This window comes from Zavarzinia aquatilis, from assembly GCF_003173035.1.
GTDB lineage: Bacteria > Pseudomonadota > Alphaproteobacteria > Zavarziniales > Zavarziniaceae > Zavarzinia > Zavarzinia aquatilis.
Genome location: NZ_QGLE01000008.1, coordinates 85,867 through 106,913, shown reverse-complemented (window position 1 = coordinate 106,913; position 21,047 = coordinate 85,867). Strand labels below are relative to the sequence as shown.

Annotated in this window: 14 protein-coding genes; 8 read left to right on the top strand and 6 right to left on the bottom strand. The window is 67.9% G+C overall.

Features of this window, described 5'->3' with window-relative positions; translation table 11 throughout:
- Nucleotide 1: 1 nt before the first annotated feature.
- The 5 genes from DKG74_RS14285 to DKG74_RS14265 form a co-directional block, all read right to left on the bottom strand.
- On the bottom strand, nucleotides 2-769 hold the full coding sequence (locus DKG74_RS14285) for an AcvB/VirJ family lysyl-phosphatidylglycerol hydrolase (RefSeq protein ID WP_109906851.1): 768 nt from the start codon (nucleotides 767-769) through the stop codon (nucleotides 2-4).
- Between the two features lie 84 nt (nucleotides 770-853).
- Complete coding sequence (locus DKG74_RS14280) at nucleotides 854-1,153, bottom strand: transposase (protein WP_109906850.1); 300 nt, start codon at nucleotides 1,151-1,153, stop codon at nucleotides 854-856.
- A gap of 23 nt (nucleotides 1,154-1,176) precedes the next feature.
- The gene (locus DKG74_RS14275) at nucleotides 1,177-1,962 is read right to left on the bottom strand and encodes an SDR family oxidoreductase (RefSeq protein WP_109906849.1); all 786 of its coding nucleotides are present in this window, start codon (nucleotides 1,960-1,962) and stop codon (nucleotides 1,177-1,179) included.
- Between the two features lies 1 nt (nucleotide 1,963).
- The gene (locus DKG74_RS14270) at nucleotides 1,964-3,169 is read right to left on the bottom strand and encodes an acyl-CoA dehydrogenase family protein (RefSeq protein ID WP_109906848.1); all 1,206 of its coding nucleotides are present in this window, start codon (nucleotides 3,167-3,169) and stop codon (nucleotides 1,964-1,966) included.
- An 18-nt stretch (nucleotides 3,170-3,187) separates the two neighbouring features.
- Nucleotides 3,188-4,030 (bottom strand): SDR family NAD(P)-dependent oxidoreductase, encoded by an 843-nt coding sequence (locus DKG74_RS14265; RefSeq protein WP_109906847.1) that lies wholly within the window; start codon nucleotides 4,028-4,030, stop codon nucleotides 3,188-3,190.
- Nucleotides 4,031-4,152: 122 nt separating this feature from the next.
- Here DKG74_RS14265 and DKG74_RS14260 point away from each other — a divergent pair, with 122 nt between their 5' ends.
- The 8 genes from DKG74_RS14260 to DKG74_RS14225 all read left to right on the top strand — a co-directional run bounded on the left by DKG74_RS14260 (nucleotide 4,153) and on the right by DKG74_RS14225 (nucleotide 20,006).
- Complete coding sequence (locus DKG74_RS14260; RefSeq protein ID WP_109906846.1) at nucleotides 4,153-5,073, top strand: LysR family transcriptional regulator; 921 nt, start codon at nucleotides 4,153-4,155, stop codon at nucleotides 5,071-5,073.
- Nucleotides 5,074-5,321: 248 nt separating this feature from the next.
- Nucleotides 5,322-6,089: a 4'-phosphopantetheinyl transferase family protein gene (locus DKG74_RS14255; protein WP_109906845.1), complete on the top strand. Its 768-nt coding sequence runs from the start codon at nucleotides 5,322-5,324 to the stop codon at nucleotides 6,087-6,089.
- A 1-nt stretch (nucleotide 6,090) separates the two neighbouring features.
- On the top strand, nucleotides 6,091-10,071 hold the full coding sequence (locus DKG74_RS14250) for a non-ribosomal peptide synthetase (RefSeq protein WP_165837692.1): 3,981 nt from the start codon (nucleotides 6,091-6,093) through the stop codon (nucleotides 10,069-10,071).
- The gene (locus DKG74_RS14245) at nucleotides 10,071-11,396 is read left to right on the top strand and encodes a glycosyltransferase (protein WP_165837691.1); all 1,326 of its coding nucleotides are present in this window, start codon (nucleotides 10,071-10,073) and stop codon (nucleotides 11,394-11,396) included. The genes DKG74_RS14250 and DKG74_RS14245 overlap by 1 nt, the downstream gene beginning before the upstream one ends.
- A complete protein-coding gene (locus tag DKG74_RS14240) occupies nucleotides 11,383-12,600 on the top strand; it encodes an efflux RND transporter periplasmic adaptor subunit (protein ID WP_109906842.1) in 1,218 nt (405 codons plus the stop codon). Before DKG74_RS14245 ends, DKG74_RS14240 begins: the two co-directional genes overlap by 14 nt.
- 4 nt (nucleotides 12,601-12,604) lie before the next feature.
- Nucleotides 12,605-15,706, top strand: coding sequence for a multidrug efflux RND transporter permease subunit (locus DKG74_RS14235; RefSeq protein ID WP_109906841.1), 3,102 nt, complete (start codon nucleotides 12,605-12,607; stop codon nucleotides 15,704-15,706).
- A complete protein-coding gene (locus tag DKG74_RS14230; protein ID WP_109906840.1) occupies nucleotides 15,706-18,789 on the top strand; it encodes an efflux RND transporter permease subunit in 3,084 nt (1,027 codons plus the stop codon). The genes DKG74_RS14235 and DKG74_RS14230 overlap by 1 nt, the downstream gene beginning before the upstream one ends.
- An 11-nt stretch (nucleotides 18,790-18,800) precedes the next feature.
- On the top strand, nucleotides 18,801-20,006 hold the full coding sequence (locus DKG74_RS14225) for an MFS transporter (RefSeq protein ID WP_109906839.1): 1,206 nt from the start codon (nucleotides 18,801-18,803) through the stop codon (nucleotides 20,004-20,006).
- On the opposite strand, the gene DKG74_RS14220 is transcribed toward DKG74_RS14225, so the two are convergent.
- On the bottom strand, nucleotides 20,003-21,046 hold the full coding sequence (locus DKG74_RS14220) for a family 8 glycosyl hydrolase (protein WP_109906838.1): 1,044 nt from the start codon (nucleotides 21,044-21,046) through the stop codon (nucleotides 20,003-20,005). The two genes, DKG74_RS14225 and DKG74_RS14220, sit on opposite strands and share 4 nt — an antisense overlap.
- Between the last annotated feature and the right edge of the window lies 1 nt (nucleotide 21,047).

Sequence of the window (21,047 nt, the reverse complement as noted above, 5' to 3'; positions counted from 1 at the left end):
CTCAGACCTCCTGCCGGACGGGGGCGGGATAGACGAGGCGACGCCAGCCCTGTCGGGCGAAGGGCGTGGCGTCCCCTTCCGGCCGAGCCAGCCGGTCGGCGATGGCATAGAGCACGGCGGGATTATGGCCGAGGCCGGAATGGCTGCCCGGCACCTCGATATTCTCGACCGCCTCGCGCGGGGTCTCGACGCAGCGCTGCCAGGGCACGATGCCGTCCGTTTTCGTGTAGATGCAGGTGACAGGCTGGGGCGGTGTGGCGCGCAGCCGCTCGCGCAGCGCCGGATCATCGCCGCGCCTTCCGCTCAGCCATTCGTGCAGGCGCTTCACGTTGGAGACATCGGCGCCCCCGGCGAAGGGACTGCCGAGGGTGATCACCTGACGGACGCGCTCCGGCACCAGCTTGGCGATTTCCCGGGCATAGAGACCGCCGGCGCTCCAGCCGATCAGGCTGACCGCGCGGCCATTGCGTTCGCCAATCTCGTGCAGCCGGTCCTGCAGCAGACCGAGCAAGCCGGGATGCCCGGTGTTCCGCCCGGCCTTCCAGCCATAGGTGCGATAGCCCCGCCGCCGCAGGAAGGCACGCAAGGGCACGGTAGAGCCATCCCCGGCGGCGAGACCCGGCATCACCAGCACCGGATGCCCATCGCCCGAAGGCGCGAGCTCAAGCAGGGGACGGGCGGCGAGATAGCCGCCGAATTCGGCGAAGGCCCGCATCTCGAGGGCGAGCAGCAGCGGCGAAGGTGGCCGCAGCGCGGTTTCGGTGGTCATCGGGTTGCCCTGCTTTCCTCGGCATCGGGTGACGGCCTCAGGGGCCGGAGAGACGCAAAGCAACCCGTAACCTGTCGTTTCCCCTCAGTGCCGGGCCGACTCCGCCAGTTTCGGCGCGCGGGTCGGAATCGCCGGAGCGACCGCATCGTGGATGCGCGGCCAGATGCCCTGCTTGCGCCAGCGGGCATAGCGGTTGCACACCGTCGCATAGGGACCGTAGTGATTGGCCGGCCAGTCGCGCCAGCGCCCGCCCGCGTGAAGCATGTGCAGGATGCCGCTGATGATGCGGCGATCGTCGGCACGGGGGGCACCGCGACCGCCCGACGGCAACAGGGGTTCCACCTTTTCCCAGGTCTCGTCGTTCAGCCAGAACAATTGCTTCATGCCTTACGCTCCCTTCTACACGATCAGGTGGCGGAAACGCCGCCGTCGACCGCCAGCATCTGGCCCGTGACGTGGCGCGATGCGTCGGACGCCAGGAACACCGCCGCCCCCATCAGATCCTCGTCCCCGCCCAGCCGGCCGAGCGGCGTCGCCTCGATGACCTGCGTGCTGAAACGGTCGAGCAGCCCCTGCGACATCTTCGAAGGGAAGAAGCCGGGCAGGATGGCGTTGACGTTGATGTTGTAACGGCCCCATTCGGCGGCGAGGGCCCGGGTGAAATTCACCACCGCACCCTTCGAGGTGTTGTAGGCGACGGTGAACATCGACAGGTTCGGCGGATTGCCGCCCAGCCCGGCAATGGAGGCGATGTTGATGATCTTGCCGCCGCCCTGCGGGATCATCGCCTGCCGGCCGACTTCCTGCGCCAGCAGGAAGGGCGCGTCGACATTGAGGGTCATCACCTTGTCCCAGGCGGACAGGGGATAATCCTCGGCCGGGGCGCCCCAGGTGGCGCCGGCGTTGTTGATCAGGATGTCGATCCGGCCGAAACGCTCCATCACCGCGCCGACGAGGCGGGAGACCGTGCCGCCCGCGACATCGCCGAGATCGGCGACGACGGCCATTGCCTCGATCCCGGCCACGGTCAGCGCCCGCTCCGCCTCGGCCAGCTCGCCGGGCTTGCGCGCGGCGATGGCGACCTTCGCCCCCATTTCGCCGAGCGCGAAGGCCATCTGCAGACCGAGCCCGCGCGAGCCGCCGGTGATCAGCGCGACCTTGCCGGAGAGATCGAAAAGCTGCTTCACGCCCATCTTACTGTATCCGCTTCAGTTCCATCTTGGCGATGGCGTTGCGATGCACCTCGTCCGGCCCGTCGGCGAGGCGCAGGGTGCGCGCGCCGGCATAGGCATAGGCAAGCCCGAAATCGTTGGAGACGCCGCCGCCGCCATGGACCTGGATCGCCCAGTCGATCACCTTGCAGGCCATGTTGGGCGCCGCCACCTTGATCATGGCGATTTCCTTGGCCGCGACCTTGTTGCCGTAGCGGTCCATCTTGTCGGCCGCGTTGAGGACGAGGAAGCGGCACTGGTCGATCATGATGCGGGCTTCGGCGATACGCTCGGCCGTCACGCCATGCAGCGCGATGGGCCGGCCGAAGGCGGTGCGCGCCTTGGCGCGCTGGCACATCTTCTCGAAGGCGCGTTCGGCGAGGCCGATCAGGCGCATACAGTGGTGGATGCGGCCCGGGCCGAGGCGCCCTTGCGCGATCTCGAAGCCGCGGCCCTCGCCCAGCAGCATGTTGGAGACGGGCACGCGCACATTCTCGAACAGCACTTCGCCATGGCCGTGGGGTGCGTCGTCATAGCCGAAGACCGGCAGATGGCGCAGGATGGTGACACCCTTCACGTCGCGCGGCACGATGATCATCGACTGCTGGGCGTGACGGTTGGGGTTGTTCGGGTCGGTCTTGCCCATGAAGATGAAGACCTTGCAGCGCGGATCGTTCGCGCCCGACGACCACCACTTGCGGCCGTTGATGACATATTCGTCGCCCTCGCGCCGGATCGAGCTTTCGATATTGGTCGCGTCGGACGAGGCAACCTCCGGCTCGGTCATGGCGAAGCAGGAGCGGATTTCGCCCGCCAGCAGGGGCACCAGCCACTGCTTCTTCTGTTCCTCGGTGCCGTAACGGGCGAGGACTTCCATGTTGCCGGTGTCGGGGGCCGAACAGTTGAACACTTCGGGCGCCCAGGCGACGCGGCCCATGATCTCGCACAAGGGGGCATATTCGAGGTTGGTCAGGCCGGCGCCCAATTCCGATTCCGGCAGGAACAGGTTCCACAGACCGGCCTCCTTCGCCTTCTGCTTCACCTCCTCGACGATACGGGTCGGCTGCCAGCGGTCGCCCTCGGCCACCTGCTGCTCGAAGACATGCTCGTTCGGATAGACATGGGCGTCCATGAAGGCGCTCACCCGCTCCATCAGGTCTTTCGTCTTCTGCGAATACTCGAAATCCATGATGCGATCCTTCGGGTTTCAGCGCGGGTTGACGCGCAGCGTATTGGTTGGCGAGCGTTCCTCGAGGATGTCCTGCATCCTGATCTCGATCGCCTTTTTGATGGTCGGGTGGGTGATGATGTAGAAGCGCCCCGCCTGCACCCCTTCGAGGGTGATGCGGGCGACATCGGCCGCGGTCAGCTTGCCGGCGGCGATCGCCTTGCGCATGGCTTCGGCATAAATCTCGCCCTGGGGATTGGCGTCGGCGAATTCGGCCGGGCGGTTGCGCTCGGAATGGCCGATGCCCGTGGGCACGAAGGCCGGGCACAGCACCGAGACGCCAATCTGCGCCCCCTCGAGCTGCAATTCATGATGCAGGCATTCCGACAGGGTGACGACGCCATGCTTCGAGACGCAATAGACGCTCGAACCCGGCGGCGAGACGAGGCCGGCGGCCGAGGCGGTATTGACGACATGGGCCGGCTGGCCTTGCGCCAACATGCGCGGCACAAAGCTGCGGACGCCATGGACGACGCCCATCAGATTGACGTCGAGCACCCATTTCCATTCGTCGAGCGTCGTCGTCCAGGTCGGCCCGGAGACGGCGACACCCGCGTTGTTGAACAGAAGATGAGCGGCGCCGAAACGGGCATAGGTCGCCTCGGCCAGATTGTCGACGTCGCACGGCTTCGAGACGTCGCAAATATGTGTGATCGCTTCGGTTCCCTCGGGAAGGAGAGCCAGGGTCGCCCCCAGCCCGTCCCGATCCCGGTCGGCCAGCGCGAGCTTCATGCCCGCCCCGGCGCATTGAACCGCCAATTCGCGGCCGAACCCGCTGGCTGCCCCCGTGATGACGGCAACCTTGCCTGCCAGATTCTGCACCGCGACTCTCCCCCGCTTGCTTTTTCTTTTCACCGCGACGTTTTCGCCGTCGGATTGCCCCCAGATTAGCGGTGAACTAACCTGCGTCCAATGAATGTTGGACAGCGGGAATCATAAACACCATGCATATAAGCCGGCTGGACCTGAATCTTCTCGTCGTGCTCGACGCCATCTTCACCGAAGACGGCATCACGGCCGCCGCCGCCAAGCTGAACCTGACCCAGCCCGCGGTCAGCCATGCCCTGGGCCGGCTGCGCGACGTATTGGGCGATCCCCTGTTCGAGCGCCAGGGCCGGCGCCTGGTGCCGACCCCCTTCGCCCGCGGCCTGATCGAGCCGGTGCGCCAGTCCCTGCGCGGGATCGAGATCGCCCTCGCCGAGGCGGAGCGTTTCGATCCGGCGACCACCCGGCGACGCTTCACCCTCGGCATCCGCGACGTGCTGGAAGCGCGCATCCTGCCCGCCCTCATGCACCGGATCAGCGAGGTCGCGCCCTTCGTCGATCTCGCCGCCATTCACGTCGACCGGCGCGAGGTGGAAGGTGAGCTGGCGGCCGGCAGGGTCGATGCCGCGCTCGATATCTGGCTGTCGCTGCCCGAGCATATCCGCCAGCGCCGGCTGATGGCCGACCGTTTCGTCGTCGTCGCCCGCAGCGGCCACCCCCGCGTGCGCGGCCATATCGACCTCGATACCTATCTCTCGTTGCAGCATGTTCTGGTCAGCGCCCGGACGACCGGCCCCGGGCTCGAGGATATCGAGCTGGCCCGCCTCGGCCACAGCCGGCACGTTCGCCTGCGCTGCCAGCATTATTTCGCCGGCTGCCGCGTGGTCAGCCAGACCGACATGATCCTGACCATGACCGAACATTATGCCCGCATCACCAACCGGCCCTTTGCCAATCAGATGCTGCCCTTCCCGATCGAAGGGCCCGGCCTCGACGCCTATCTCTATTGGCACGCCAATGTCGAGAATGACCCGGCGAACCGCTGGCTGCGCGGCATGATCACCGAGACCATGGCCGCCCTGCCCCTCCGCGACATATAGACACGCCTGTAAGCGAAGGAGCATTTGGCGACAACAAGGCCGTTTCCGGGGAGGAAAAGCGCGCAATCCCAATTCGGCAGAATCACTTCGTCCAGAAATGGCGATAATGGAAGTAGTTGTTCCCAAATTGACGGCGCTTCCGCTGCCAAATACCCCCAAGTGATCACTATCCTCGTCCATGACGCATTGCACAAAGGCAGTGCGGCGCGCGTTTTTACACAACCGTATAATCGCCATGGACCGTCTGAATGCACAGGTATGACGAGACATCGCCCGCACCGGAGGCCTGTCGGGCCGACGTGTGGCTGATCGACCTCGAACTGTCGCATTCCGAGACCCAAACCCTTGATGTGCAACCAAGTTTCGAGGAACAGCGGCGCGCGGCGAAATTCCGGCGACCGCTCGACCGGCGGCGCTTCCTGCGCAGCCGGGGCGCGCTTCGTCGTATCCTTTCAGATTACACCGGCCAGGCACCGGCCGGCCTCGACATCGGGGCGGACGAAAACGGTCGGCCGCGCCTCGCCGACCCGTCCATCATGGATTTCAATTCATCCCGTTCCGGTAATTTTGCCCTGATCGCCCTGACGCGACACTGCCGGATCGGGGTCGATATCGAGCAGGTTCAGGCCGATTTTCCCTGCATGGATCTGGCCAAAACTTTCTTCTCACGAAATGAAAATACCTCCCTCGGCGCCCTGCCCACACCCCGCCGCACAGCCGGCTTTTTCCAGGCCTGGGTGTCCAAGGAAGCCTGCGTGAAAGCCTGGGGCATGGGCCTGTCGCTGCCGCTCGACAGTTTCGATGTCTGCGCCGATCCCTCGGCCCCGGCGGCCCTGCTGGACGACCGCTCCGGCGGATCCCCGCTCTGGCTCTATCGGATCGCGGCGCCGGACGGCTATGCCGCCACAGTCGCGGCGGACCGCCCGCTCGCCTCGCTTCGTCTTCACACCACCCGTCATTTCCGGCTGCACCAGACGGCGCCGGATACCGCCCGGCCGACCGTCCAGGAGATCTGACATGGGCATCGTCGAACGCACCACGCCGCCGCAGGTCCTGCCCCTCGCCATCGGCCAGCGCGGCATCTGGGTCAGCAGCAAGATCGCGCCGTCGGATTCCGTGTTCAACATCTCGGAATATGTCGAGATTACCGGCGCCCTCGACCCTGAACTGTTCCTGAGCGCGCTCCATGCCCTCGCCAACGAGGCCGAGACGGCGCGAACCCGCATCCTTGATACCGACGATGGCCCCCGTCAGGTGATCGAGCCGTTCTACGCCGGCACCATTCCCTATATCGACTTCACCGACGAAGCCGATCCGCTGGCCGCGGCGGAAAGCTGGATGATGGCGGAGCTGTCGGCGCCGGTCGATCTGGCGGGCACCCGGCTGTGGTTCGTCGCCCTGCTGAAGATCGCGGACGAGCGCTTCATCTGGTACCATCGCTGCCACCACATCATTCTCGACGGTTTCGGCGGCGGCCTGCTCGCCCGGCGCTGCGCCGAGCTTTACACCGCCCTCGTCGAGGGACGGGAGCCGGAGCCCTGCCCCTTCGGCAGTTTCGCGACCATCGTCGAGTCCGAGCAGAGCTATCGCAACTCGCCCCGTTACGAGCGCGACCGCGACTATTGGCGCGAGCGCCTGACCGGCCTGCCCGAACCGATTTCCCTCGCCAAGCGCCGCGTGGCGCCGACCGGCGGCCTGCTGCGCTCGACCGCGCGGCTGTCGCAGGACAAGTCGCTGGCCCTGCGCGAGCTGGCGAAACAGGCCGGCGGGACCATGCCGCAGATCCTGATGGCCCTGCTCGCCGCCTATATCTACCGGGTCTCGGGCGCCGACGATCTCGTCCTTGGCATGCCGGTCACCGGCCGCACCTCGGGCGTCCTTCGCCGCATCCCGGGCATGATGGCGAATGCGATCGCCATGCGTTTCGCCATGAGCCCGGAGGTCACCCTCGACACTCTGATCCAGCAGGCGTCGAGCGCGGTCATGGGCGGGCTGCGCCACCAGCAGTATCGCTACGAGGACCTGCGCCGCGATCTCGGCCTCCTGCGTCAGGATCAGCAGATCAGCTGGACCGGCATCAATATCGAGCCCTTCGACTACGACCTGCGCTTCGCCGGCCTGCCGTCGAGCTTCCACAATCTGTCCAACGGCTCGGTCGAGGATCTGACCATCTTCGTCTACGACCGGGACGATGGCCGCGGCCTGCGCATCGACTTCGACGCCAACCCCGGCCTCTACACCAAGGACGAGCTGCAGGAGCATCAGGAACGCCTGCTGCGCATGATCGAGGCGGTGATCGAGAACCCCACGGGCCCCATCGGCGCCGTCGACGTGCTCTCGGCCGGGGAACGCCGCCTGATCGAGACGGTGTGGAACGACACCGCCCATGCCGTCTCCGACCGGCCCTGGATCGAGGAATTCGAGGCCCAGGCGGCGGCGACGCCGGATCGCCTCGCCGTCGTCGACGCGACGGCGAGCTTCGACTACGCCACCCTGAACGAGGAGGCGAACCGCCTCGCCCATACGCTGCTGTCGCGCGGCATCGGACCGGGCAGCCTGATCGCCGTCGCCCTGCCGCGCAACCGCCACCTGCCGGTGACCCTGCTCGCCATCCACAAGGCGGGCGCGGCCTATCTGCCGCTCGACCCGGAAGCGCCGCCGGCCCGCCTCGCCCTCACGCTCGAGGACGCGCAGCCTGCCCTGCTGCTGACGACGAGCGCCATCGCCGGGCGCCTGCCAGTGAACGGCCTGCCCTGCCTGTTCCTCGACCGCACCAATACCTCGGCCGCGCCGGCCCACAACCCGACCGAGGCCGACCGCAAGGCGCCCTTCGGTCTTTCCGACGCAGCCTATGTCATCTACACCTCGGGCTCGACCGGCCGGCCCAAGGGCGTCGTCGTGCCCCATCGCGGCCTGACCAACTTCCTCGCCGCCATGCGCGATACCCTGGGCATTACCGCCGACGACCGGCTGGTCGCGGTCACCACCATCGCCTTCGATATCGCCGCGCTCGAACTCTATCTGCCGCTGACCGTGGGCGCCGCCATCGCCGTCGTCCCGCGCGACGTGGTGCGCGATCCCGCCGCCCTGACCGGCGTCATCCGCGACTTCGGCGCCACCATCATGCAGGCGACGCCGTCGCTGTGGCAGGCGCTGGTCACCGACCATGCCCCCGCCCTGCGCGGGTTGCTGCCCCTCGTCGGCGGCGAGGCGCTACCGCCCCCGCTGGCCCGGGCGCTGCACCGCCTGTCGGGCCGGGTGATCAACCTCTATGGCCCGACCGAGACGACGATCTGGTCGACGGTGATGGAAATAAGCGGCCGCGACCTGGATGCGCCGCCCATCGGCCGGCCGATCTGGAATACCACGGTCCATGTCCTCGACCGCCACATGAACCCGGTGCCCATCGGCATTCCGGGCGACCTTTACATCGGCGGCCTCGGTGTCGCCGACGGTTACCTGCGCCGGCCCGAGCTGACCGAAGAGCGTTTCATTCCCGATCCCTTCGGCGGGCCGGGCGGGCGCCTGTACAAGACCGGCGACCTTGCCCGCTGGCGCGCCGACGGCGTGCTGGAATTCCTCGGCCGCAGCGATTTCCAGATCAAGATCCGCGGCTTCCGCGTCGAGGCCGGCGAGATCGAGGCCGCCCTCGCCGCCTGCCCCGGGGTGTGCCAGAACACGGTGATCCTGCGCGAGGAGCCGAATGGCGACAAACGCCTGGTCGCCTATGTCGTGCCAGAGCCGGGCGCCGAATTCGACGCCGGCCTCTTGCGCGCCCGGATCGAGAAGACCCTGCCGGACTACATGATCCCGGCGGCCTTCGTCCCCCTCGACGCGCTGCCGGTCAATGCCAATGGCAAGCTCGATCGCGGCGCCCTGCCCGCCCCGCAATACGAGCCGAGCAAGGGTTACGTCGCGCCCCGCACGCCGATGGAAGAAATCCTCGCCGGGCTCTGGGCCGAGGCTTTCGGGCTCGAGAAAGTCGGCATCCACGACAGCCTGTTCGAGCTGGGCGGCGATTCGCTGGCCGCCGCGCGCATGATCGCCACCCTGCGCAGCCGCCACGGGATCGAAATCCCGCTCGGCGCGGTCTTCGGCACGCCGACCATCGCCGGCCTCGCCGAGGCGCTGGAGCGGCACGCGGCCCACGATCCCTTCGCCACCACCCTGCCCCTGAAATCGGGCGGCGGGCGGGCGCCGCTGTTCTGCCTGCATCCCGTGCTCGGCCTTGGCTGGGGCTATGGCGGCTTGCTGCGCCATGTCGGGCAGGACCGGCCGGTCTATGCCCTGCAGGCGCGCGGCATCGCGCAGACCCTGCCCCTGCCCGCCGGCATTCCGCAGGTCGCGGCCGATTATCTGGCCGAAGTGCGCCGCATCCAGCCGGAAGGCCCCTATCACCTGCTGGGCTGGTCCTTTGGCGGCCTGGTCGCCCATGAGATGACCCGCCAGCTCGAAGCCGCGGGCGAAAGCGTCACCTTCCTTGGCCTTCTCGACGCCTATCCCTTCGTCACCGACAAGCCGCCGGCGGACGAGGCGGCGGAAGTGCTCAGCGCCCTCTCCTTCCTCGGCTACGAGAAGGCAGACCTCGGCGCCGGCCCCTTGCGCATGGACAGGCTTGCCGAGTTCATCTGCGAGCGTTACGACGTGATGGCGATACCCGCGGTTCAGGACATGCAGCGCAAGTTCCCGGACCTTTTCGACAACATCCGCAAGGTGATCGAGAACAACATGCGCCTCGCTCGCCGCTTCACCCCCGGCAAGGTGAAAGCCGACGTCACCTTCATCCGCGCCACGCGCGGCAAGGGGGCCGACCTCGACCAGATCCTGCACCATCATCCGCGGGCGTGGAAAGCGCATGTCGCCGGCACCGTCGCCGTGACCGAAGTCGAATGCCATCATCAGGAAATGCTCGACGTCGGCACGCTCGGCCGCATCGGCCCGGTGATCGCCGCCGCTCTCGACGCCTCGGCCCCGGCCGAAGCGAAGGTCTTCGCCTGATGCGCATCACCGTCTTCGCCATCGGCACCATGGGCGACATCAGGCCCTTCCTCGCGCTCAGCCACGGGCTGCAGAAGAAGGGCCATCAGGTCACCCTGGCGGCGAGCCATAATTTCGAGGACCTGATCCGGCGCTTCGGCGTCGGCTATGCGCCGATTACCGCCGATTACGAAGAATTGATGCGCGCGGCACCGGAGATGATCGAAAACGGCATGAATGTCGTCAAGGTTGGCCGGATCATGCGCGGCAAGCTGGGCGCCATGGCCTCCCACTGGGCCGAGGAAGGCAAGGCCGCCGCCGAAGGAGCCGAGTTGCTGATCGGTCAGGGGCCGGCCACCATTCTCGTCGCCTCGCTGTCGGATGCCCTCGGCATCCCTTGCGTGCAGGCGCAGTTGCAGCCGATGACGCCGTGCAGCGACATCACGCCGATGATGCTGCCGCCGACCCGCTTCAAAATTCCGGGCCCGATCAATCTTTTCCTCTATCATGCCCTGCGCATGATGACCTGGCAGATGTTCGCCCCGGCGATCAACGATATCCTGCGGAAAGACCTGGGGCTGAAACCCTATACCTGGCGCGGTCCCTATTACGGCGGCCCGGCCGAGCGCAAGCGCGTGCTCTATGCCTATTCCGAACAGATCCTGCCCAAGTCCCGCGACTGGACCGCGGACCAGCAGGTGACCGGCTTCTGGTTCCTTGACGAGGGCGAGGTCTGGCAGCCGCCCGAAGACCTCGCCGCCTTCCTCGCCGCCGGGGACAAACCGCTCTATGTCGGTTTCGGCTCGATGCTGAGCAAGGATGCCGAGCGCATCACCCGCATCGTGCTCGAGGCGATCCGCATCGCCGGCTGCCGCGCCATCGTCGCGACCGGCTGGGGCGGCATCACGGCCGACGACTCCTTGCGCAGCGACAAGGTCTTCGTCCTGAAGCAGGCGCCGCACGACTGGCTGTTCCCGCGCATGGCCGCCGCCTTCCACCATGGCGGCGCCGGCACGACCGCCGCCGCCGCCCGCGCCGGCATCCCTTCGCTGGTCATGCCCTTCATCACCGAACAGGGCTTCTGGTCGAACCAGCTGGAAAAACTGGGCGCCGCGCCCCATCACCTGAACCGCAAGACCGTGACCGCCGCCGAAATGGCCAAGGCGATCAAGGCCGTGCTCGACCCGAAGCTGGCCGCCAATGCCGAGCGGCTGGGCCAGAAGATCCGTCAGGAAAACGGTGTCGAGCGGGCGATCCGCCAGCTCGCCGACTGGGGCCTGCTGACCCGGGCCACCTCCGCGCCGGCATCCGGCCTTGCCTTTGCGACGGATCATGCTGGCGGCTGACTTCACCGAAAGCGTGCGGCGCCGGGCCGACGGACTGATCGTCCGCTGGCGCGGTCTTGGCTTGCGTACAAGACTGGTCACCGGTGGCATCGGCGCCGCCCTGCTGGTCGGGCTGATCGCCTGGGCCGGCGGCGCCGGGGCACCGGCGCTCGATGGTCTCGGCGGCGCCGTGCCCGTCGTCATGGGCACGGTCGAAAAGCGGCCGACGCCGGTCTTCCTCGACGGGATCGGCACGGTCCAGCCCTCCAACACGGTGCAGGTCCGCGCCCGGGTCGACGGCGAGGTGATCGAGATCGCCTTCAAGGAAGGCGACACGGTAAAGGCCGGCGATGTCCTCGCCCGGATCGACCCCCGCCCGCTCGAAGCCAATCTGAAGCAGATGCTGGCCAATCTCGCGCGCGACAAGTCGCAGCTGGCCGATGCGCGCGGCAACCTGAACCGGCTCGTCTCCATCGGCGAATTCGCCGCGCGCAAGACGGTCGACAACCAGCGCGCCCTGGTCGCCCAATACGAGGCCCTGGTCGCCGCCGACGAGGCGCAGGTCGACTACGCCCGCACCCAGCTCGACTATACCGTGATCCGCTCGCCCATCGACGGGCGGACGGGTCTGCGCAGTGTCGATGTCGGCAATATCGTCCACGCCGCCGACACCAACCCGCTGGTCACCGTCAGCCAGATTTCGCCCGTATCCGTGGTCTTCAGCCTGAATGCCGATCACCTGCCCGAAATCATCGACGGCATGGCGGCGGGCGCCCTGCCGGTTTCGGCCTTCGCCAAGGACAACAAGACCCTGCTGGCCGAAGGCAGCCTCGACCTCGTTGACAACCAGATCGACCAGACCACCGGCACGGTGAAGCTGAAGGCCAGTTTTTCCAACGCCGACAATCGCCTGTGGCCCGGGCAATTCGTCAATGCAAGGCTTCGCGTCTCGATCTACGAGGGTCTGTCGGTCGCGGCGACGGCGATCCAGCAGGGGCCGAACGGCGCCTATCTCTGGACCGTCGACGGCGAGGGCCGCGCCGCCATGCGCTCGGTCGTCGTCAACCGGCTGCAGGACGGGCGCGCGCTCATCACCAGCAGCCTGCCGGCGGGCCAGAAGATCGTGCTCGACGGCCAGTACAAGCTGCAACCCGGCGCCCTGACCGAAGCCGCGGCGCCCCAGCCGGAAGCCCCGGTCGCGGGATCGTCCCAGCCGAATTCCTGATGCCATGGATTTCGCCAAGGCCTTCATCCTCCGGCCGGTCGCCACCACGCTGCTGACCTTTGGCATCGTGCTGCTCGGCCTGCTCGGTTACCGGCTGCTGCCGGTCACCGCCCTGCCGACGGTCGATTTTCCGACCATCCAGGTCACCTCGCGCCTGCCCGGCGCGGCGCCCGACGTCATGGCCTCGCTGGTGACGACGCCGCTCGAAAAGCAGCTCGGCCAGATTTCGGGCCTTGCCACCATGCATTCGGTCTCGTCCTTCGGCACCAGCCAGATCACCCTGCAATTCGATCTCGGCCGCGACATCGACGCCGCAGCGCAGGACGTGCAGGCCCAGATCAACGGCGCCTCCGGTCTTCTGCCGCTCGACCTCATGCCCAGCCGGCCGACCTACAGCAAGGTGAACCCGGCCGATACGCCGGTGCTGATCCTCGCCATGACCTCGGGCGAATTGCCCTTGCGCGCCGTCAATGATTACGCCGACACAGCCATCGCGCAGAAACTGTCGCAGGTCGCCGGTGTCGGCCTCGTCACCATCGAGGGCGGGCAGAAGGCAGCGGTGCGCATCCAGGTCAACCCGGTCGCCCTCGCCGGTCTCGGCCTGTCCATGGAAGACGTCCGCCTCGCCATAAGGGGCGCCACGGTCGACAGCCCCAAGGGCGGCATCGACGGCCCGCGCCAGAGCTTCCAGATCAGCGCCGACGACCAGCTGCTCGATGCCGACGGCTACCGCCGGCAGATCATCGCGACACGGAACGGCGCCCCGGTCCGCGTCGGCGATGTCGCCGTGGTGATCGACAGCGTCGAGAACGAGCGCATGGCCGGCTGGTACGACGGCAAGCCCGCCGTCCTCCTGAACATCCAGCGCCAGCCCGGCGCCAATATCATCGAGGTGGTGGACGCCATCCACCGCCTGCTGCCCTCGCTTCGCGCCGCCGTCCCGCCCACGGTGAAGATCGACGTGCTGACCGACCGCACCGACATGATCCGCGCGGCGATCCACGAGGTGCAGTTCACCCTGCTGCTGTCGATCGGCCTCGTCGTCATGGTGATCTTCCTGTTCCTGCGGAAGCTCTGGGCGACGATCATCCCCAGCATCACCCTGCCGGTCTCGCTGATCGCGACCTTCGGCATCATGGCGCTGGCGGGTTTCACCCTCGACAATCTGTCGCTGATGGCGCTGACCGTCGCAACGGGCTTCGTCGTCGACGACGCCATCGTCATGATCGAGAACATCGTCCGTCACATCGAGGACGGCGAGAAGCCCTTGCCCGCCGCGATCAAGGGCGCGCGGCAGATCGGCTTCACCATCGTCTCGCTCACCGTCTCGCTGATCGCGGTGTTCATCCCGCTCCTCCTCATGGATGGTGTCGTCGGCCGGCTGTTCCACGAATTCGCCATCACCCTGTCGGCCGCCGTCGCCATTTCCGCCGTCGTCTCCCTGACCCTGACGCCGATGATGTGCGCCCATCTGCTCGGCCGCGACCGGGCGGACGCGCAGCCCGGCCGCATCGCCCGCTGGAGCGAGGATGTGCTGAACCGGGGCGTCGCCTTCTACGACCGGACCCTGCGATGGGTGCTGGACCGCCAGCGCGAAACCCTGCTGGTCGCCATCGCCACCCTTGTCGGCACCATCGGGCTCTATCTCGTGGTGCCCAAGGGTTTCCTGCCGCAGCAGGACACCGGCCTCATCATTGGCGTGACCGATGCCGCGCCCGATATTTCCTTCGCCGCCATGGCGACGAAGCAGCAGGAAATCGCCGACATCGTCCGGGGCGACGAGGCCGTGGCCGCCGTCTCCGCCTTCGTCGGCACCGGCACGATCAACACGACGGGTAACGCCGGGCGGCTCTACATCAGCCTGAAGCCCCATGGCGCGCGCGGCGAATCCGCCGATGCTGTGATGCGCCGCCTGAAGGCCAAGACGGCCGGCGTGCAGGGCATCAGCCTTTACATGCAGTCGGCGCAGGAACTGGCCATCGGCACCAGCCATGCCCGCACCCAGTATCAATATATGTTGCAGGGAGTCAGCGCCGCCGACCTGTCGCTGTGGTCCGGCCGGCTGCTCGACGAGTTGCGCCGCCAGCCGGCGCTGGCCGATGTCGCCTCCGACGCGCAGGCGGGCGGCCTGCGGGCCGCCTTGACCATCGACCGCGACGCCGCCGCCCGCCTCGGCATTTCCATCGGCTCGATCAACGACGCGCTCTATAACGCCTTCGGCCAGCGCCAGATCGCCACGATCTATACCCAGACCAACCAGTACAAGGTGATCCTCGAGGTCGCGCCCACCTTCCGCGAGGACGCGGAAGCCTTCCGCCACGCCTATGTGAAGTCGGCCGGCGGCGACATGGTGCCCCTGTCGACCTTCACAAGGGCGACGCAGGAAGCCGCCCCCCTCGCCCTGATGCACCACGGCCTCTTCCCCGCCGTCACCCTGTCCTTCAACCTCGCCCCCGGCTGGTCGCTGGGCGAGGCGACGGACGCGATCCACGCGGCGGAGGCGGCGATCGACATGCCGGAGCAGATCGGCCGCAGTTACATCGGCTCCGCCGCCGAATTCGGCCGCTCGCGCAGCAGCGAAGTCTGGCTGATCCTCGCCGCCGTGGTCACGGTCTATATCGTCCTCGGCGTGCTCTACGAGAGTTACATCCACCCGATCACCATTCTCTCCACCCTGCCATCGGCCGGCATCGGCGCCCTCCTCGGTCTCATGCTGTTCGGCAAGGAGCTGGATGTCATCTCGCTGATCGGCATCATCCTTCTCATCGGCATCGTGAAGAAGAACGCGATCATGATGATCGACTTCGCCCTCGACGCCGAGCGGACGCAAGGGATGCCCCCGCGCGAGGCGATCTATCAGGCCTGCCTGCTGCGCTTCCGCCCGATCATGATGACGACCATGGCTGCCCTCCTCGGCGCCGTGCCACTCGCGGTCGCGGGGGGCACCGGGGCGGAGATCCGCCAGCCGCTGGGCATCGCCATCGTCGGCGGGCTGATCCTGTCGCAGGTCCTCAGCCTCTATACGACGCCCGTGATCTATCTCGCCTTCGACCGGCTGCAGCGCCGCCTGCGCGGGCGAAAGGCTGCCTCGCAAGGGCTGGCGTGATGCTGTCCGATCCCTTCATCCGCCGGCCCATCGCGACCTCGCTCGTGATGATCGGGGTGATGCTGCTCGGCCTCGTCGCCTATTTCCACCTGCCCGTCGCCTCGATGCCGGTCGTCGACCTGCCGACCATCGTCGTCCGCACCGGCCTGCCCGGCGCCAGCCCCGAGACCATGGCCGCCGCCGTCGCCACCCCGCTGGAGCGGCAGATCGGCACCATCGCCGGCCTGACCGAACTCACCTCGATCAATGCCCTCGGCGGCTCGACCATCGTCGCGCAATTCGATGTCTCGCGGGACGTCGACGGTGTCGCCCGCGACGTGCAGGCGGCGATCAACGCGGCCGCCGCCACCCTGCCCGCCGACCTGCCGGCGCCGCCCTTCTACATCAAGGCCAACCCCAACATCTTCCCGGTCATCACCCTGTCCCTCGCCAGCGACATCATGCCGGCGGCGCAGGTCTATGATTTCGCCGACCAGATCGTCCTGCAAAAACTCTCGCAGATCCCCGGCGTGTCGCAGGTCTCGATCAGCGGGGCGGACAAGACGGCGGTGCGGGTGGCGGTCGATCCGGTGCGGATCGGCGCCCTCGGCCTCGATCTCGAGGATGTGCGGGCCGCCCTCTCGGCGCTCAGCACCCTCGGCCCCAAGGGCAGTTTCGATGGCCCGGAGAAGAGCTTTTCCATCGCCGCCAACGACCAGCTGCGCGACGCCGCCGCCTTCCGCGGCCAGATCGTCGCCTGGAAGGGCAGCGCGCCGATCCGCCTCGGCGATATCGCCACCGTGACCGACGATGTCAGCAACACCAAGGTCGGCTCCTGGCTCGACGGCAAGCGCGCCGTCCTCGTCGAAGTGCGCAAGCGACCGGGCGCCAACACGATCGAGGTCGTCGACCGCGTGCATGTCGCCCTTGCCGAACTGCGCCCCCTGCTGCCGCCCGCCCTCGACCTCCGGGTCGTCGCCGACCGCACCAAGGTCCTGCGCGCCGGCATCTTCGACCTGCAGCTGACCATGCTGCTGTCGACCGCCCTCGTCATCCTGGTGATCGCGCTGTTCCTGCGCCGCTTCTGGGCCACGGTGATTCCGGCGGCGACCATTCCGGTCGCGGTCTGCGCCACTTTCGCCGTCATGTATCTGCTGGGTTACAGTCTCGACAATCTGTCGATCATGGCCCTGATCATCGCCGTCGGCTTCATCGTCGACGATACGATCGTCATGGTGGAAAACGTCTTCCGCCTGATGGAACAGGGCGCGAGCCCGCTCGACGCGGCGAAACGGGGCGCGCGGCAGATCGCCTTCACCGTCGTCTCGCTGACCGCCTCGCTCATCGCCGCGCTGATCCCCATCCTGTTCATGCCCGGCATCCTCGGCCGGTTCTTTCAGGAATTCGGCGTGACGCTGGCCGTCGCCATCCTCGCCTCCGCCGTGATTTCCCTGACCCTGACCCCGACCATGTGCGCCCATCTGCTGCCCCCGGGTGGCGAGGCGGCGAAGGGCGGCCGTCTGGGCGAAGCGATGGAGCGGGGCCTTGCCCGCCTCGGCGAAGCCTATGGCCGCAGCCTGGCGACCGCCCTGACCGTGCCCTGGACCATGCTGGGGATCATCGTCGTCGCCATGCTGCTCGGTCTCGGGCTTTACGGCGTCGTGCCCAAGGGTTTCCTGCCCAAGCAGGACACGGGCGTGATCCGGGGCGTGACCGACGCCCCGCCGGATATTTCCTTCGACGCCATGCGCGCGCGGCAGGCCGATGTCGTTCGCGCGATCATGGCCGATCCCGCCGTCGACAGCGTCTCGTCCTCGGTCGGGGTCGGCATCTTCAATGCCCTGAACAACGGCAGCATCACGGTGAACCTGAAGCCCTTCGGGCAGCGCGACGTCTCGGCCGATCAGGTGGTGGAGCGCCTGCGCCCCAAGCTGGCGAAACTGGTCGGCATCGACAGCTATCTGCGCCCGGTCGACGATTTCGGCGTCGGCGGGCGGGCGGGCCGTGCCACCTATCAATACACGATGCTGGGGCCCGACCTGCCGCGCCTGACCCGGCAGGTGGAGCGGATGCGGGAAGCCATGCGCGCCCTGCCCGAGATCACCGACGTTTCGACCGATCAGGCCGCCAACGGGTTGACCGCCCGCATCGTCATCGACCGCGACAGCGCGGCCCGCCTCGGCGTCTCGGTCGCGGCCATCGACACCGCGCTCTACAATGCCTTCGGTCAGCGCCAGGTCGCCAATATCTACAACGAGTTCGATCAGGCCAAGGTGGTGATCGAGGTCCGCGCCGACGACCGCGACGATATCGACGCCCTCGACCGGCTCTATGTCTCGGCGACGGACGGGCGGCAGGTGCCGCTGTCGGTGGTGACCAGCCGCGACCTCGGCCTGCTGCCGGTGCAGATCAACCACATGGGGCAATTGCTGGCGATCACCATCGGTTTCAACCTCGCCCCCGATATCGCCCTCGGCACCGCCATGACCAAGATCGAGGCGACGGCGCGCGGCCTCAACCTGCCGCCGGACATCACCGGCCTTTTCGCGGGCGACGCCAAGGCGGCGTCGGATGCCGGCAGCGCCCAGCTCTGGATGCTGCTGGGTGCCATCGTCGCGATCTATCTCGTGCTCGGGATGCTCTACGAGAGCTATGCCCACCCGCTGACCATCCTGTCGACCATTCCGTCGTCCGGCGTCGGCGCCCTGCTCGCCCTGCTGATTACGGGAACCGAGTTTTCCTTCATCGCGGCGATCGCGCTCATCCTCCTCATCGGCATCGTGATGAAGAACGCGATCATGATGGTCGACTTCGCCCTGGTCGCCGAACGGGAGCTGGGCCTCGCCCCGCGCGACGCCATCGTCCATGCCGCCCGCCAGCGGTTCCGCCCCATCACCATGACCACCATGGCCGCCGTCTTCGGCGCCCTGCCGCTGGCCATCGGGGTCGGCATCGGCTCGGAACTGCGCCAGCCGCTGGGCATCGCCATGGTCGGCGGCCTGATCGCCGCGCAATTCGTCACCATCTACACGACCCCTGTCGTCTATGTCGCCGTCGACCGGCTGCGCGGACGGCGGCGGCCCCGCCTGCTGCCGGCGGCCTGAGACCCCATCCCATGCGCCTGTCGACCCCCGGCCCCCGGGTCATCCTGATCACCATCCTGCTCGACGCCATGGGCTTTGGCCTCGTCGCGCCGGTGCTGCCCCATCTGGTCGCCGAGCTGGACGGTCGGGGACCGGCGGCGGCGAGCGCGAGCTTCGGCCTCATTCAGGCGGCCTATGCCGGGGCGATGTTCCTCTGCGCGCCACTGGTCGGCCGCCTGTCCGACCGATTCGGCCGGCGCCCGGTGCTGCTGCTGGCGCTATGCGGCGCGGCGGTCGATCATGTGGTGGCGGCGCTCGCCGGCAGCGTCGGCCTGCTGCTCGTCGCCCGCTTCATCGCCGGGGCCTTCGGCGCCAGCGCCGCCGCCGCCTCGGCCTATGTCGCCGATGTGACGACGGCGGAAGACCGGGGCAAGGCCTTCGCCTTCGCCGGGGCCGCTTTCGCCATCGGCTTCGTTTCCGGTCCCGCCGTGGGCGGCCTCCTTGGCGACCTCGGGCCCCGGGTGCCCTTTCTCGCCGCCGCCGGTCTGACCGCGCTCAATCTGCTCTACGCGCTCTTCGTCCTGCCGGAAAGCCTGCCGGCTACGAAGCGAAAGCCCCTCGACCGCACCGCGCTCAACCCGCTGGCGGGCCTTGCGACCTGGTGGCGCTCGCGCCTCATGGGCGGGCTGCTGGCCGCGATCTTCCTCTACATGCTGGCGCAATCGGCACTGCAGGCGACCTGGGTGCTTTATATGAACCTGCGCCTCGGCTGGGGGCCGGGGGATGTCGGCGCCTCCCTCGGCGTCCTCGGCGTGATGGCGATCCTGGCGCAGGTCCTGCTGGCGCCGCGCCTCATCGGCCGGCTGGGGCCGCGCGGGGCCTTGCTGACGGCGCTCGTCTTTACCGCGCTGTTCTGCCTCGCGCTGGCGATGGTGACGACGGGCTGGCAGGTCTATGCCGCGCTGGTGCTCGTGCCTTTCGCCATGGTGGCGGGACCGGCGGCGCAGGCCCTGGTCTCGGCCGGCGCAGGGGGCGGCGAACAGGGCTTGCTGCAGGGCACGATCAGCAGCGTGACCGGCCTTGCCGCCTTCTTCGGCCCGGCGCTGGGCGCCACAACCTTCAGCCATTTCGCGGGAGAGGGCGCGCTCTATCCCCTGCCCGGCGCGGCTTTCGTGCTGGCGGCTTTCCTGTGCCTGCTCGCCCTCGGGGCGGCGGCGCGGGCGACGCGGCAGGCTTAAGGTCGCGACAGGTCGTGCCAGGCGGCCACGACCAGCAGGGCGAGCACGGCTGAATAATAATTATCGTCCGCCATCGGCACTTCGGCGGCGACATCACGGGTGCCCAGCACGAGGCCGGCGACCGCCTGCAGGCCGCGCGCCGCCTGATATTCGGCGAGCTTGCCGGTCGCGAGATCGACCCAGGCGGGCAGCGCGCCATAGGTGCCCCGGAACCACGCCGACAGGGTGGTGAGCTGCGCCGCCGGCGCCCGGCCCCAGGCGAGGTAGAGCGGCACGCGCAAGGCGTCGTAACCAAAGCGCGGCGGCCAGCCCGGTGCCGGCGCCAGCCGCCCGTCCCCGGTCACCAGCAGCCAGTCCGGCGGCAGGCCATAGCGCCCGAAGCGGGCATCGAGCAGCAGGGTCATGCCGTCGGCCGCCAGCCGGTCCCAGCCTTCATCCGGCGCAATCGTGTGGAAATCGGCGAAGGCGGGAAAGACGTAATAGGACGGGTTGAGGATCAGATCGGGCGGGGTGTTGCCCTGCTTGCCCTTCTCCGTCTCGACCCGGAAACCGTCGATGCCCGGCAACAGCAGCAGGCGCCCGCCGGCTTCGACCACCAGTTTCTGCCGGATCGCCTTGCGGATGCGGGTCGCTTCTTCCGACAAGGCCGGATCCGCCCAGCGTTCCCCTCCGCGGGTCAGCGCCCAGGCGATGAAAATGTCGCCGTCGGCGGCATCGTTCGGGTCTTCCACCGGATTGGCGGCACCCGGATCATAGCGCCAGGAAAACAGTCCATCCTGCTGGCGCTGCAGATGCCCCCTGGTCCAGGACCAGATCAGATCGAAGGCCGGCCGGTCGTCGGCGACGACAGCGAGCAGCATGGCATAGCCCTGGCCTTCGCTATGACTGACCTTGCCGTTGCCATTGTCGATGACGCGGCCATCCTCGGTCAGGAAGCGGCCCTTGAAGTCGGTCCAGGGCACGGGCGCCTGCGCATGGGCCGCCCCGGCCAGCGCCAGCCAGGGCGCCAGCACCAGCAGCAGCCACAGGCCACGGCCCATG

Bases quoted from the DNA above. Each gene is read 5' to 3' on its own strand.
- DKG74_RS14285 (WP_109906851.1), bottom strand. From the start codon at position 769: ATGACCACCGAAACCGCGCTGCGGCCACCTTCGCCGCTGCTGCTCGCC.
- DKG74_RS14280 (WP_109906850.1), bottom strand. From the start codon at position 1,153: ATGAAGCAATTGTTCTGGCTGAACGACGAGACCTGGGAAAAGGTGGAA.
- DKG74_RS14275 (WP_109906849.1), bottom strand. From the start codon at position 1,962: ATGGGCGTGAAGCAGCTTTTCGATCTCTCCGGCAAGGTCGCGCTGATC.
- DKG74_RS14270 (WP_109906848.1), bottom strand. From the start codon at position 3,169: ATGGATTTCGAGTATTCGCAGAAGACGAAAGACCTGATGGAGCGGGTG.
- DKG74_RS14260 (WP_109906846.1), top strand. From the start codon at position 4,153: ATGCATATAAGCCGGCTGGACCTGAATCTTCTCGTCGTGCTCGACGCC.
- DKG74_RS14255 (WP_109906845.1), top strand. From the start codon at position 5,322: ATGCACAGGTATGACGAGACATCGCCCGCACCGGAGGCCTGTCGGGCC.
- DKG74_RS14250 (WP_165837692.1), top strand. From the start codon at position 6,091: ATGGGCATCGTCGAACGCACCACGCCGCCGCAGGTCCTGCCCCTCGCC.
- DKG74_RS14245 (WP_165837691.1), top strand. From the start codon at position 10,071: ATGCGCATCACCGTCTTCGCCATCGGCACCATGGGCGACATCAGGCCC.
- DKG74_RS14240 (WP_109906842.1), top strand. From the start codon at position 11,383: ATGCTGGCGGCTGACTTCACCGAAAGCGTGCGGCGCCGGGCCGACGGA.
- DKG74_RS14235 (WP_109906841.1), top strand. From the start codon at position 12,605: ATGGATTTCGCCAAGGCCTTCATCCTCCGGCCGGTCGCCACCACGCTG.
- DKG74_RS14230 (WP_109906840.1), top strand. From the start codon at position 15,706: ATGCTGTCCGATCCCTTCATCCGCCGGCCCATCGCGACCTCGCTCGTG.
- DKG74_RS14225 (WP_109906839.1), top strand. From the start codon at position 18,801: ATGCGCCTGTCGACCCCCGGCCCCCGGGTCATCCTGATCACCATCCTG.
- DKG74_RS14220 (WP_109906838.1), bottom strand. From the start codon at position 21,046: ATGGGCCGTGGCCTGTGGCTGCTGCTGGTGCTGGCGCCCTGGCTGGCG.